This window comes from Devosia chinhatensis, from assembly GCF_000969445.1.
GTDB classification, from domain to species: Bacteria; Pseudomonadota; Alphaproteobacteria; order Rhizobiales; family Devosiaceae; genus Devosia; species Devosia chinhatensis.
This window is the reverse complement of sequence record NZ_JZEY01000061.1, coordinates 1,265,047-1,278,378: the sequence shown is the minus strand read 5'-3', so window position 1 is coordinate 1,278,378 and position 13,332 is coordinate 1,265,047. Positions and strand designations below refer to the sequence as shown.

The 13,332-nt window shown below is 62.7% G+C and carries 12 protein-coding genes; 6 read left to right on the top strand and 6 right to left on the bottom strand.

Features of this window, described 5'->3' with window-relative positions:
- Positions 1 to 15: 15 nt before the first annotated feature.
- The 3 genes from VE26_RS16580 to VE26_RS16575 form a co-directional block, all read right to left on the bottom strand.
- Positions 16 to 1,017, bottom strand: coding sequence for a BMP family lipoprotein (locus VE26_RS16580; RefSeq protein WP_046106194.1), 1,002 nt, complete (start codon positions 1,015 to 1,017; stop codon positions 16 to 18).
- 194 nt (positions 1,018 to 1,211) lie between these two features.
- The gene (locus tag VE26_RS18745; protein ID WP_280136900.1) at positions 1,212 to 1,340 is read right to left on the bottom strand and encodes a hypothetical protein; all 129 of its coding nucleotides are present in this window, start codon (positions 1,338 to 1,340) and stop codon (positions 1,212 to 1,214) included.
- Between the two features lie 119 nt (positions 1,341 to 1,459).
- Positions 1,460 to 1,924, bottom strand: a complete 465-nt coding sequence (locus VE26_RS16575; RefSeq protein WP_046106193.1) for an SRPBCC family protein — start codon at positions 1,922 to 1,924, stop codon at positions 1,460 to 1,462.
- A 210-nt stretch (positions 1,925 to 2,134) separates the two neighbouring features.
- Between VE26_RS16575 and VE26_RS16570 the strand changes: the two genes are divergently transcribed.
- Genes VE26_RS16570 through VE26_RS18140 form a run of 3 tightly spaced genes read left to right on the top strand, consistent with a single transcriptional unit; the run spans position 2,135 to position 5,878 of the window.
- Entirely contained in the window at positions 2,135 to 3,355 is a 1,221-nt protein-coding gene (locus VE26_RS16570) for a cell surface protein (RefSeq protein WP_046106192.1), read from the top strand.
- A gap of 41 nt (positions 3,356 to 3,396) precedes the next feature.
- Positions 3,397 to 4,323, top strand: coding sequence for a DUF6384 family protein (locus VE26_RS16565; RefSeq protein WP_052715977.1), 927 nt, complete (start codon positions 3,397 to 3,399; stop codon positions 4,321 to 4,323).
- Between the two features lie 4 nt (positions 4,324 to 4,327).
- Positions 4,328 to 5,878: a coiled-coil domain-containing protein gene (locus tag VE26_RS18140; protein WP_046106190.1), complete on the top strand. Its 1,551-nt coding sequence runs from the start codon at positions 4,328 to 4,330 to the stop codon at positions 5,876 to 5,878.
- A gap of 16 nt (positions 5,879 to 5,894) precedes the next feature.
- Here the strand turns inward: VE26_RS18140 and VE26_RS16555 are convergent, their stop codons facing one another.
- Positions 5,895 to 6,293: a VOC family protein gene (locus tag VE26_RS16555; RefSeq protein WP_046106189.1), complete on the bottom strand. Its 399-nt coding sequence runs from the start codon at positions 6,291 to 6,293 to the stop codon at positions 5,895 to 5,897.
- Positions 6,290 to 6,967: a response regulator gene (locus VE26_RS16550; protein WP_046106188.1), complete on the bottom strand. Its 678-nt coding sequence runs from the start codon at positions 6,965 to 6,967 to the stop codon at positions 6,290 to 6,292. The genes VE26_RS16555 and VE26_RS16550 overlap by 4 nt, the downstream gene beginning before the upstream one ends.
- A 180-nt stretch (positions 6,968 to 7,147) precedes the next feature.
- On the opposite strand from VE26_RS16550, the gene VE26_RS16545 reads away from it, so the two are divergent.
- The 3 genes from VE26_RS16545 to VE26_RS16535 all read left to right on the top strand — a co-directional run bounded on the left by VE26_RS16545 (position 7,148) and on the right by VE26_RS16535 (position 12,602).
- Positions 7,148 to 10,777 carry an SEL1-like repeat protein gene (locus VE26_RS16545; RefSeq protein ID WP_046106187.1) on the top strand — a complete coding sequence of 1,210 codons (3,630 nt, stop codon included), beginning with the start codon at positions 7,148 to 7,150 and terminating at the stop codon, positions 10,775 to 10,777.
- A 140-nt stretch (positions 10,778 to 10,917) separates the two neighbouring features.
- Positions 10,918 to 11,844, top strand: a complete 927-nt coding sequence (locus VE26_RS16540; protein WP_046106488.1) for a sulfite exporter TauE/SafE family protein — start codon at positions 10,918 to 10,920, stop codon at positions 11,842 to 11,844.
- On the top strand, positions 11,841 to 12,602 hold the full coding sequence (locus VE26_RS16535; RefSeq protein ID WP_046106186.1) for a TIGR02186 family protein: 762 nt from the start codon (positions 11,841 to 11,843) through the stop codon (positions 12,600 to 12,602). The genes VE26_RS16540 and VE26_RS16535 overlap by 4 nt, the downstream gene beginning before the upstream one ends.
- A gap of 17 nt (positions 12,603 to 12,619) precedes the next feature.
- On the opposite strand, the gene pdeM is transcribed toward VE26_RS16535, so the two are convergent.
- On the bottom strand, positions 12,620 to 13,327 hold the full coding sequence (pdeM, locus tag VE26_RS16530) for a ligase-associated DNA damage response endonuclease PdeM (RefSeq protein ID WP_052715976.1): 708 nt from the start codon (positions 13,325 to 13,327) through the stop codon (positions 12,620 to 12,622).
- Positions 13,328 to 13,332 lie beyond the last annotated feature (5 nt).

Here is a 13,332-nt window from a genome sequence, read left to right as displayed (position 1 = left end):
TGACCCCTTTCGGTCTTAGAGCGACGGGCACTGCTTGTCGGTGCGGAAATCGTGCACCGTTACGGCACCGGAAACGATGTCCGCGGTCGCCTTTTCCACAGCCGCGGTCATTTCGGGCGTGATGAGCTCGGCATTGTTGTCGTCAAATGCCGCGCCCACGCCGTCCTCGGCCAGGCCGAGCACCACAAGGCCGGGTGCCCATGTGCCGTCCTCGACGCCCTTCATGGCGTTATAGGTGGCCACGTCGACGCGCTTGGTCATCGAGGTGAGGACGGAGCCGGGATGGAGATGGTTCTGGTTGCTGTCCACGCCGATGGAGAACTTGCCGGCATCAGCGGCAGCCTGCAGGACGCCTGCACCAGCGCCACCGGCGACTTGGAAGATGACGTCCACGCCCTGGTCGAGCTGGGACTTCGCCACTTCGGTGGCCTTTACCGGATCGTTGAATGCTTCAAAGCCGGTGCCGACATAGGTCTCGAGGATTTCGATGTCCGGATTGACGGACTTGGCGCCCTGCGCATAGCCGCAGGCGAAGGCTTCGAGCAGGTCGAAGTTGAACGCGGGGACGACGCCGATCTTGCCGCTTTCCGACTGCATGGCAGCCAGGATGCCGACGAGATAGGAGCCTTCCTGTTCCTTGAACACGACGGACTGCACGTTAGGCAGATCGACGACGGTGTCGATGATGGTGAACTTGGTATCGGGGAATTCGGGAGCGACGGCGCGCAGCGCGGTTTCCCACGAGAAGCCCGGGAGCACGATGGGGTTGTTGCCGCGGGAGGCAAACTGGCGCACGGCCTGTTCGCGCATCGCGTCGCCCGAGATTTCGAGGTCCTGGTAATTGCCGCCTTCGGCCTTGAAGCGCTCGGCGCCGGTATAGGCTGCTTCGTTGAACGACTTGTCGAACTTGCCGCCGCCGTCATAGACCAGCGCGCCGTCGGCCATGGCCGCACCGGCCATGACGGCGCTCAGAGCAACGCCGCTGGCGATGGCCTTGGTAAAGGTCGAAATTTTCATTGATTGGTCTCCCTGTCTCGCACCCAGCACCGGGAACGGGTCCCGCAGCACAATCTGCGTGCGCTAACAGGGGATAAAATCGTGCAATGGCTTTGCCCGCAAGAGGGATGACGCGAAATTTTTCCATATGGTCAAATTTCGCGCGTAAAGCCCGCTATGCAGGCAGGCTGCCGCACACGGCTTGCGCAAACCGATTAGAAGCGAGCCAAAAGCGCTTGGAAAAGCTGGCCCAGATCAAGGCCTGAATCGGCGTAAAGGGTACCAAGGACAGCGATCGCGGCAATGGCATAGAGAGTGATTGTGTCGCGGAGCTGGGAGGTCATGGCTAAAATTTAAATCAACTTGTTGCGGGCACCTGCTGTGTACAGCACCGCTGGCGGCGGAAAGATGGCCGATCCAAGGCGCATTGTGGCCTGGTTAACAATTTGGAAATAAAGCGCTTTCAGATCGGATCGAGCACAACGATATCGACGCCCATAGCCTGGGCGAAGCGCTCGAAAAATCCATCGATGATGCGTTGTGCCGAATTGCCGATCAGCGCCTTGCCCAGCTTCATGATCTGACCCGACGCACCGCCCTGTGCGCTGAAGGACAATAATGTATCTGTGCCCTCGTCAACCAGAACGATGTCTGCAGCACCTTCGGCCAGGCCCATCAATCCACCTTTGCCGCGCCCGGACAGCGTATAGCTTTGAGCCGGGACGACTTTGGAAAGCGTCAATTGCCCTTTGAACGTGGGTTTGACCACACCCAGATTCACCTGGATTTCGAGATCGAGGCTATCGGGCCCGGCCCAGGCGATGTGGCTGCATCCTGGGATTGCGGCCTTGAGCATGGCCGGATCGTTGAGCGCCTGCCAGACTGCGTCGCGCGGGGCCGTGATGCGATAGCGTCCACCGAAATCCATTCAGCGCAACCTCTCGCCGAGCGCCCGGAACGGGTCGTTCTTGCGGACATGTTCGGGCATAAGCGCCTCACCTTTACCTGCGGCTTTTTCGCACCAATATGAGCTAAATAGTTGGCCGGAGACGCAGTTGCAATTGTCACGCGGCCCGCCAGACGCAATCTAGGGCCTTGAGGCGCCATGCCGATCTGGCCCGAATAAAGGGATACAGCGATGACTGACCAAACGACCCCGAGCGCAACCACCGCCACCGTCCCGACACTGGCGGAAAGGCCGTTGCAATATCTCGACAAGGCCGTCAACGCCATCCGCGACCTCGGCATCTGGCCCGAACAGCAGGGCGAGCAGCCCATTATCGGCCTGCTCAGCCAGATCACCGAACTCGACGAGACCCGGGTGATCCTGATCGGACGGACCTTGTCGCAAGCCAGCGCTTTCAACGAAGTTGTGCGCGAGCAGGTCGCCGCCATGAAGATCGGCGAACGCTACGAAGACATCACCAAGGGCTTCGATTCCATCCGTGACGACGCCAAGATGATGGTCGACCAGTTGCAGGACAACAAGATCGACGTGGTCGAGCGCGTGCAGAATGTCTGGATGAAGGTCAGCCGTGGCGACATTTCCACCCGCTTCAACAAGATTCGCGACACCTATCTCGAGGTGACGCGCGACACCAAGGACCAGATCGACCGCGAGCAGATCATCCTCGAGGCCTATCGCGACTTCCGCGGGGCGCTCAAGCAGGCCGAGGTGATGGCGCTCGAATTGCTGCAGGTCGCCGAAAAGCGGCTCGAGGAAAAAAAGAACATCCTGCAGAAGTCGGCGGAAGATCTTTCCGCTTACGCCGGCACGGTGCCGGCAGACCGGGCGCGGCTGGAACTGGCGCGCGACGAGCGTCTGCGGGAAATGCAGAACGAGGAAAAGCGCTACCAGATCGTCAAGGATCTCTCGGACAACCTCACTATTTCCTACAATACGTCCGAAGTGGTGATGGCGCGTCTCATGCAGACCACCAATGCCAAGGAGCGCGTCTATCAGCAGTCAATCTCGTTCTTTTCGACCAATGAAACCGTGCTGACCGCCCTGTCGGCGTCCTTCACCGGCATGTTTGGCCTACACGAATCCACCGAGACGCTGAACGCGATGAAGGAAGGCATGTCCAAGAGCCTCGAAACCCTCGCCGAGATCGGCGACAAGGTTCAGGAAGAGGCGATTAGAGCCGGCTATGGCCCCACCGTGCGCGCGGATGCGGTCAGGAAGCTCGTGGATTCAGTGGTCAATTTCCAGGAGAAAAGCCGCACCATCATCAACGAGATGCGGGTGGCATCGACCAAGAATTCCGCGGAAATCCGCGATGCGGTCGAGGACGGGAAGCGCCGGCTGGCGACCTTGGCGGCAGAGGGTAACGCTCTCCTGCTCGAAACCCGGTCATAGGACGCCGGTGACGAGAGCTCCGGCCTGATATGAGCGAAGTGATGGCAAAGCCCGCAGCACCGCTGGACGAGGTCATGATGGCGATGGACGTGGTCGACACGCTTCGCCACCGGCAAGACCTCGTCACGCGCGAGCTGAACGGTGCCGCCCGGGAACAACAGCTGATTGAACGGCTGCGGGCGCTTTATCACCAGCAGGGCATCGAGGTGCCGGACCACATCCTCAAGGAGGGCGTTTCGGCTCTGGCGGAAAGCCGGTTTGCCTATACGCCCCCTGCCCCGGGGCTGGGGACAACGATGGCGCGGCTTTATGTCAGCCGCAAAGCCTGGGGCCGGCCGGTCCTCGCTGGCCTTGCGGCGCTGATGGTGCTGGGTGTCGGCTATTTCGGAATATGGCAACCCTATCAGCGCGGACAAGCCGAGCAGGCCCAGGTTGCGCTGGCAGAGACATTGCCTGCCCAGATGGACGCGCTCTACCAGACGATCTACGAGGAAACCAAGGTGCAGCAGGCCGTGGTGCAGGCAGAGGCGTTGCGCACTCGCGGCAAGACCATGGCCGCGGAAGGCAATCGCCAGGGCGCCGAAGGTGTCATCGCCCGCCTGACCGACCTGCGCGACCTGCTGCGGCAACAATATGCCCTGCGCGTCGTCAACCGGCCCGACATGCAATCGGGGTTCTGGACCTTTCCTGAAATCAATACAGAAGCCACCAATTACTACATCGTGGTGGAAGCCATCGATCCCGACGGCGACGCGGTGACCTTGCCTATTCTCAACGAGGAAACCGGGCAGACCGACGAGGTGCAGATGTGGGGCCTGCGCGTGCCTGAAACGGTCTATAATGCCGTTGCCTCGGACAAGCAGGACGATGGCATCATCCAGGGCAATCTCGTGGGACGAAAGTCGGAAGGTTTTCTCGAGGTGGAATATCTGATGCCCGTCTCGGGTGGTGCGGTGACGCAATGGTGAGACCATGAGTATCCGTGGCCCCCAGGCCCTGGCCAGTCTCGAAGAGGCCATGCGCGACATACGCCGCGAGGAGGACGATCTTTCAAGACGCGTTGCCCGTTCGGCTGAACGCATCGCCAAGATCAAGGAAAGCGAGGCCGAGCTGTTCCGCCAGCTGGCCCAGCTTCGGCTTGATCCTGCCGTCCAGAGTGAGCTGGACGGTCGCATCACCGCAGCCGAGGCCAAGGCCCGCGACATGTTGAAGGAGCACGCCAGGGACGTGAGCAAGGCTGAAAGGGCCATGCGCGATCTCGATGCCAAACGCACGGTGCTGGTCGAGCGCCGCAACGCCGCCGGGGCCCTGCTCGAAGACCAGCAGCGCAAGCTGACGGCACTGACAGAGAGCCTCAGCCAGCAGCTGGCAACTGATCTCCAATTCCAGGAAAAAAAGCGCGAGACCGAGGAGCTCGACCGGATCGCCGAGCAGTCCAGGCGCAAGACAGAACAGGCCGAGCAGGATCGCACCGAAAAGGGTCGCCCCTATCGGGACGATCCGTTGTTCATGTATCTGTGGAATGCCGGCTACGGCACGAGCGAATATCGCGCCGGCAACCTCGTGCGCTATCTCGATGGGTTGGTGGCGACCATGGTGGGCTTTCACAAAGCCCGCCCCAACTACGCCATGCTCAACGACATTCCGCTACGGCTTCGCGAACATGCCGAGCGCCAGGAAGAGCTGGTGCAGGAGGCGGAAGCCGAACTGGCACAATTGCAGATCGACGCGGTGGACCGGGCCGGCGGCAAGCCGCTCCGCGATGCCATTGCGCTGACGCAGACAGAAATCGATGCCATGGACGGCGATATCCTCTCCATCGAGGACCAGCGTGACAAGGCCGCCACAGCCTTGCAGGCCCTGGCGGAGGGCAAGGACCCGGCCTTTGAAGCAGCGACTACCGAGCTGGCAACGGCGCTTGGTCGCGAGGACATTCAAACCTTGCTGGCAGCGGCGCGCATGACACGCACCGGGCAGGACGACACCATCATCGCCCAGATCGACGAAGCGCGAACACGGCTGCGCGAAGAAGACGCGGAAAGCCGCGAGGATCGTGAGCGCCTCAAGATCCTGGCAGCGCGGCGGCGCGAGCTGGAAGATATCCAGTGGGAATTCAAGAAGCAGCGCTTCGACGATCCCAATTCCAGCTTCAAGGAAGATCGTCTGGTCGGAGACCTGCTCGATCAGTTCCTGCGCGGCGGCATCTCTGCCGCGAGCTATTGGGACCAATGGCGGCGCAGCCAGAACTGGACCCCCGGAAACGAATGGGGTGCGGGATACAAGAGCACGCGCCAGACGCGCAGTGCCACCTCCAGCGGCAATCCCTTGCCGCCCGGCGGCGGCGGCGGGTTCAACTGGCCCGATGGTAGTTTTGGCGGTGGCAAGCCGCCACGGCCCCCAGGCGGCTTTGGGGGCGGCTGGGGCGGCGGATCCACATCCGGCGGCGGGGGTTTTTCGCGCCCGCGCACCGGATCAGCGGGCACCCGCAAACAGGGTGAGTTCAAAACCGGTGGTGGCTTCTAGTGACCGAATGGCCTCGTCAATCGGCCGGCGGTGTCGCCATGACTTCCCAGACATTGCCTTCGCTGTCTTCGAAATAGGCTGAGTAACCCCATTCCGACGCGGTGCCCGGTGTGATGACCGAGCCGCCGGCGACCAGCACGCGATCAAGGATCGCGTCCACTGCCTCCGCGCTTTCGGCCCTGTGACTGAGAACAAATCCCGGCGTTCCGGCGATCGCCTCGGGCTTGCCGGCTGTCTGAGCAATGTCGGCCCGGGGAAAGAGCACGAAGCTGAACTGGTCGTCAAAAAAGAAGGCGACATGGTCTTCGCCCGCGCCGATCTGATCGTCGCCTATATCAAACAGCGCGCGATAGAAGCCGAATGCCCGCTCGAGATCGTCAACGCCGATGGTGATGATGGAAATGTGCGGCTTCACGGCGCAACCTTTTCGGTGCCGGTGGAAAACAGGGCCTCGAATTGCCCGTCTTCGATGCGGGCGGCAGCAATCACCGCCTGCGTGCGGCTGTCGACATCGAGCTTTTGAAGGATGGCCGAGACATGAGCCTTGACCGTCGCTTCCGAGATGGAGAGCTCATAGGCGATCTGCTTGTTCATCAGGCCATCACTCAGCATCATGAGGACGCGCACCTGCTGGGGCGTCAGCGTTGCCAGCCGCTTCATCAGCGCACTGTGATCGTCTTCTCCGCCCAAGGTGGTGCCCGCGGGCACGAAGACCTCTCCGGACAAAACCGTTTCGATGGCACGGCGGATTTCCGTCGGGCCCACCGACTTGTGCAGGTAGCCCGCCGCACCCAGCTCGAAGGCGCGCCGGATGACCGTGTTGTCTTCCACCGCCGAAATGATCATGACGGGAATGTCGGGATATTGGGCCCGCAGCAGGAGCAGGCCGGAAAATCCGCGAACGCCGGGCATGTTGAGGTCGAGCAGGACAAGGTCGCAGTCCCGGTCGGCATCGAGCGCGGCGCTGAGGCCGCTGAGGTCGCCTGCTTCCTCGACGCTGACGGTCGTATCTCCGCCCGCCAGAGTTTGACGCAAGGCGGCCCGGAAGAGCGGATGGTCGTCTACGATGATGATGCGGCGGCGCGTCATGGGCAACTCAAGCTGTGATTCTTGTCCGTAATAACCCGCCCCCGGGCAGGGTTGTGCAGGTCAATTCTGCATATTGCGACAATGCTTAACGGCTTCTTTACCATGTTTTCCCAAGGATAGGCCTCATACCTTCGTGGTGTTTCACGAGGGGTCTGCATATCTGTGTGACAGGGTCCCGACATGCCGCGCGCCTCCTCCCAAACGGACTTTGCCGAACCGGCCCGCGAAGCGAGCGAATGGCAAGCCTTGCGCGGCGAATTGGTCGCGCTGCTCGACAAGGTGGAAAGCCATTATGGTCAGGCCGAGGTCATTACCGAGGTCCCGGCGGCCAATGGGCTGACCCAGCGTGTGCGCAGCCTGCGCGACCAGATGAACGGCACCGAAACCACGTCGCGGCGCCAAGAGGCCTTGCGCACCGTCAAGCGGGCTGTCGACCGGTTCAGCGATCGCGACCGCCCCGAATTTGCCGATGACGCCGACGATCTCACCCAGGCCATCGCCCAGATCCGCAGCCGCCAGGGCGCGCAGGTTTCGGCCATGCGCCGTATCGACATGCCCGAAATCCGTGAGCTGAGTGTGCTTGTGGGTGGCATGAGTGAGCGGCTTGAAAGCCTCGAAGAGGATTTGCGAAGCCAGAAGCACGGCGCCGGCAATGTCCGCGAAGTGGCCGGGCAGGTCGAGCAACTCACCCAGGTGGTCGAGCTTCTGGCGGGCGCCATCGGCGAGACCGGCCAGGTCAAGCGTCTCGAAGCGCAGATCGCCGCCTTGGGTGCGATGATCGAACATGCGCCCCGCGTGGACCTCGATGCGGTCAATGCCCGTCTCGACGACGTCTCGGGCACCGTCAGCAAGCTCGCCGAGCTGCAGGCGCAGCAAATGGAACGCGAGGTAGCGCGGGAAACCCGGCGCGGTGCGTCATCCCCCACGGACCCACTTGCCGCTCTGGCACCGTCGATGGAAGCCATCGAGGCCGGCATGCGCAACGTCTATGACCGGGTCGATGCACTGGAACGCAACGTTGCCGTGTCGTCGGCCGATTTCGAGAGCCTCACCGGCGAATTGGCGTCCTTTACGCGGGCGATGCAGGAAAAATCGGGCGAGCCCGATTTTCTGGTCGCGCGGATCGCAGCCCTGACGGACCGGATCGAGGAAATGGACGGCGGCAACGACGACGTCGCCGCGCTCAAGTCCGAGATTCATGCCCTGCGCGATGTGGTCAGTGCCGGGCTCGAGCCGCGTTTCCTGCGGCTCGAAAACCAGATCGAGGCCCTCAGCGACAAGATCGACACCAGCGCCGTCGAAAGCCAGCTCAAGGCGCTGATGGCCCGCATGGACGATGCCGGAACCCAGTTGGAGGGCCTCGCCCGTCTCTATGCAAGTGGCGAGGATAAGCAGGATTTCGAGGCCCTCGCCACCATGGTGGCGGAACGCACCGGCGAAGTGATCAGCCGAAAGGCCCCCGCCCCTGTCGCCATGTTCGGTCCGGAAAGCCTCAAGAGCATCGAAGACCGCCTGACAGGTCTCATCAAGTCGGCCGGCAAGACGCCCGATTACGACTCATTGGCCGACATGATCGCAACCAAGGCCTCGGCCGCTGTGGCCCAGTCCTCTGCACCCGCGACGGGGAGCGAAGATATCCAGGCCATGGAAAAGCGCATGTCGGCGCTGCTCAACACGGCTGGACGCGATACCGCCGAGCGTCTCGCCAGGCTCGAAGCCATGCTGTCCGGGCGGAGTGACGCCCCGCCGGCCGAACACAAGGCCGAACCGAAGGTCGAACTCAAGACAGAACCCAAGCCGGAACTTTCCGCTCCCGTCATGCCGGCCCCGGCAGAAACGAAGCTCGATCCTTTCGAGGAAGCAATCGAGCCGCGTCGGGACAGCCACGCCAAGCTCGATACGATCCTGGCCGGCCTCAGTCGCGACAAGAGCGATGCCATGCCCGCCAATCCGGCAGACGATGCGCCGCTGATCGATCCGGGCTTCCGTCAGGCCGGCGCGGCTCCAGCATCCAAGCGCGCCATGCCTTCCCGCGCAAAGAGCGAAGCCGCACCGAGCCCTGCAGCACATAGCTTTGATCCGTCGCAGGCGCAGATGCCGCCGCGACCGCTATCGAGCCTTGCCCCCCAGGACGTCGATCCGTTTGCCGAGGTCGCGCCCAAGCCCGAGCCCAAGGTGGAAGCAACGGCGCCCTCGAGCACGAGCACGAGCACCTTCGTCGCAGCCGCCCGGCGCGCCCAGCGCTTGCGACAGGAAAAGCCCGAAGCGGCCGCAGGCAATTCGATCATTGCCCGTGCCCTGGCGCGGGTCCGTCCGTCCAGAGACGAGGCAAGCGACCCGATCGAAACTCCAGCTGCGGCCGTTGTCGCGGAAAAGCCAGCCAAGCCGGAAAAGCAAAACAAGGCTGAAAAGCTTGCGGTCAAGCAAGGCAGGAAGGGCAAGGCGACTCCGGCCGCGCCCGATATCCAGGCAACCACCAGGCCTGGCGACGAGGGCGACAAGCAAAGCTTCCTCACCCGTCATCGCCGGCCGCTGCTGCTCGCCGCCACGCTTGTCGCCGTCTCCATGCTGGCGCTCAATCTGGTCCTTCAGCGGATGAACCCGCCGGCAGCGTCACAGAATGCCGCCGCTGCCAGCACCAGTGTGCCGGAGGCAGCGCCCGCCAATCCGGAACCGTCAGCGGACCAGTCCGACCTCGTGGGGCCGCGCATCATCGATTTTGCCGACGCCACAGCCACCGGCTCGATCAATCCTGGCGAGCCGATGAGCTTTTCGCGTGCCTCGACGCCGGCCATGTCCACTGCGATGCCGCCGAGTCTCACGGCCGAGAACGGCCGGATCGAATTGGCACCTGCCGCGCCCGAGCCCGCCCCCGAAATTACTGGGTCCATCCGCGAGCAGGCGGCAATCGACACGGCCGCGCCGATTCCCGAGCTCAATGCAGCCGCCGAAAGTTTTGACCTCCCGCCGGAGGCCATCGGACCGCTTGAACTGCGCGAGGCAGCCGCCAAGGGCAGCGCCTCGGCTCAGTTCGAGGTCGCTGCGATCTTCAGCGAAGGCCGCCAGGTCGAGCAGGATTTCGAGGCCGCCGCCATCTGGTATGAGCGGTCGGCGGCGCAGGGTTTTTCTCCGGCGCAATACCGGCTTGGTAATCTTTATGAGCTCGGCACCGGCGTCGAGCAGGACATGGAGCAGGCCCGTCTCTGGTATCAGCGCGCTGCCGAATCCGGCAATCGCATGGCGATGCACAACTTGGCCGCGCTCTATGCCGGCGGCCAGTTGGGCGAGCAGCAATTCGAACTGGCCGCAGAATGGTTCGAGAAGGCCGCAGCCATGGGCATGACCGACAGCCAGTTCAATCTGGGCATGCTCTATGCAAGGGGGCTCGGCGTCGAGCAGAGCTTCGAGAATTCGTTCAAGTGGTTCTCACTGGCTGCACGCAGTGGCGATAAGGATGCCGCCCAGGCGCGCGACGATATCGCCAAGTCGCTGTCGGCCGAGGCCGTCAGCCGCATCACCGAAACCCTGGGCGAGTGGAAGAACGCGCCGATCGTGCTGGCGGCCAATTATGCGCCGATCGGCACCTGGTCGAGCACCTTTGACCCAGGCGAAACGATCAAGGGCCGCGACATCGTGCTCAAGGTGCAGCAGACCCTGGCGCGTCTTGGCTTCGACATCGGGACGCCCGATGGCGTAGTGGGCCCGCGCACCGCCGAAGCGATCAAGACCTTCGAGCGCGAGACCGGCATGAGCGAAGTCGGCCAGATCAACCCACGCCTCTTGGCCGTGCTGGGCAGCCAGCCGGTCTGAGCGCAAACAAATTGACTAAGTCACGGCTCGGGCTTAGGTCCGGGCCGTACTTTTTTGCCAAAGCGTCGATGCTTTGACCTCTTGTTGACGGACCTTCCCTTAGGATGGCCGGCACTACGCATTGGAACGGATTCAAGGTCTTGCAGATCTATCTGCCGATCGCCGAGCTTTCCGTGAACCTCTTCTTTCTCGTGGGGATCGGAGGGGCAGTCGGCTTTTTGTCCGGTCTGTTCGGGGTCGGCGGCGGTTTTCTGCTGACGCCTCTTCTGATCTTTTCCGGCGTTCCGACAGCTGTCGCAGTTGCCTCAGTGACCGGCCAGGTCGTCGCGGCTTCGACATCGGGAGCCCTCAGTCATTACCGGCGGGGCGGGATTGACCTGCACCTGGCGCTCTACCTGGTGCTGTCAGGCATATTGGGTGCCTTCGGCGGCGTCGCCGCGTTCGCCCTTCTCCGCGAAGCCGGACAGCTCGATCTCGTGATTGCGCTCGGCTTTTTGCTGCTGCTCGGTTTTGTCGGCATCATGATGCTGCAGGAATCGGTGCGCTCGCTGCTCAAGCGCCGACAGGGCATTGTGGTGCGCGAGCGGCTCCCGCATCAGCACAACTGGATGCATGGCCTGCCGCTACGCGTACGCTTCAAGAAGAGCCGGCTCTATATCAGCGTCCTGCCGGTCCTGGTCATCGGGCTGTTCATCGGCTTCGTCGGCTCGCTGCTTGGTATTGGCGGCGGCTTCATCATGGTCCCGGCTCTGGTCTATCTGCTGCGCGTGCCCGGCAGCGTGGTCATCGGCACCTCGCTGGCCCAGGTGGTGGCGATGATGGCGGCGACCACCATTCTGCATGCCGTCCAGAGCCAGAGCGTCGATATCCTTCTTGCGTTCTGCCTCATGGTTGGCGGCGTTGCGGGCGCCCAGTTCGGCGCAGCGGCCGGCAAGCATCTGCGGGGCGAGCAATTGCGTGGCCTACTGGCGCTCCTGGTGCTGGCCGTCGCCATCCGTTTCGGACTCTCGCTGGTCCTGACGCCGAGCGACATTTACTCGATGGCCGTGACGAGTATTGCCCGATGATCCGGTTGCTCGCCCTGCTTACCCTGCTCCTTGCGCTGACGCTCCCGGCCGGTGCCGCACGGCTGATTTCGGGTCTTTCCAATGACACCGTGCAAATCACGTCGAGCTTCGACGGCGAGCGCATGACCTTTTACGGCACGATTGCGCCCGAAGCCGGAGCAACCGAGCGCGTGGTGGAAGGACCGTTCCAGGTGGTGATCGTGGTCCTGGGCCCCACCCAGGATCGCGTGGCGCGGCGCATGACCAATAATTTCGGGGTCTGGCTCAATACCGAACAGGTCGCCTTCAGCCGCTTTCCGAGTTATTTTCACGTGCTGTCGAGCCGACGCCTCATCGACATTGCCGATATCTCGATCCTCAACGCCAATCATATCCTGCCAGAATCATACGCCATGGCGCCCAATCCGGCCGGCTTCATGCGCACGCTCAATTTTGGGCGCGAACTGATCCGCCTGATGTCGCAGGAAGGTCTGTTCGGCGTTCAGGAGAACGGCGTTCAATTCATGTCCGATACCTTCTATTCGGCACAGCTCACCCTGCCCAGCAGCGCACCGCCAGGGCCCTATATCGCCCAGACCTATGTGTTCAAGGACGGCCAGCTGATCAGCCGGAAATCGGAAGGCTTCGCAGTGCGCAAGATCGGGTTCGAGCGCTTTTTGGCGCAGTCTGCGACCCAATATCCGCTTCTCTACGGCATTTCCTGCGTGATCCTTGCGCTGTTCACAGGCTGGCTTGGCGGCATCCTGTTCCGCCGCTGACCGAGCCTCCTTTGAGGCTACCCCCCGACCAGGCGCCTGACCGGCACCGGATAGGTCCGGTCGCGGCCCAGCATGGTTACTTCCAGCGCTGGCCAGTGAAACAGGCCGACGAAAGCGGGCGAAAGGATGTTGATCGCCCCGGTCGAGCTGCCATAGGCCGGCAGGATCATCAGCCGGTTGTCATGCACGAAGCAGGATTTGCGCACCGAGCGACCCTGCATGGCGACACGGGCCGCCGGGTGCAAGTGCCCGGCGATCAAGCCCGTCCTACCCTTGCAGGGCTCGTGCGTGAAATGCAGCCCATCGAGTTCCAGCTCAGGCCGGCAATCGCCGCCAATGGCGTGGGGCGCCGGATCGTGATTGCCAGAGAGCCATATGCACGAGACATTGTCCACGATGGCGTCGATGCGCATCCGGTCCGCCGGCGTCAGCAAGGCGCTGGCATCCGCCCGGTGGAAGGTATCGCCCAGCGAAAGAAGCGTTCTGGCGCCCGTTCGCCGCAGATCGCTTTCCAGCCGTGTCAGCGTCATGGCGGTATCGTAGGGCGGCAGCATCTGACCACGCCGCGCGAAGCTCGCCATCTTTTCAAAATGCAGATCCGCAACCAGCAGCGTTTCCCGCGCACGCCAGTAAAGGGCGCCAGATGGCAGGGGTTCGAAATTATGGCCGGCAAAACGCAGCACGGAAACGTCCGGATCAGGATCAGCGAAGGCAGCGATGGTCATATTGT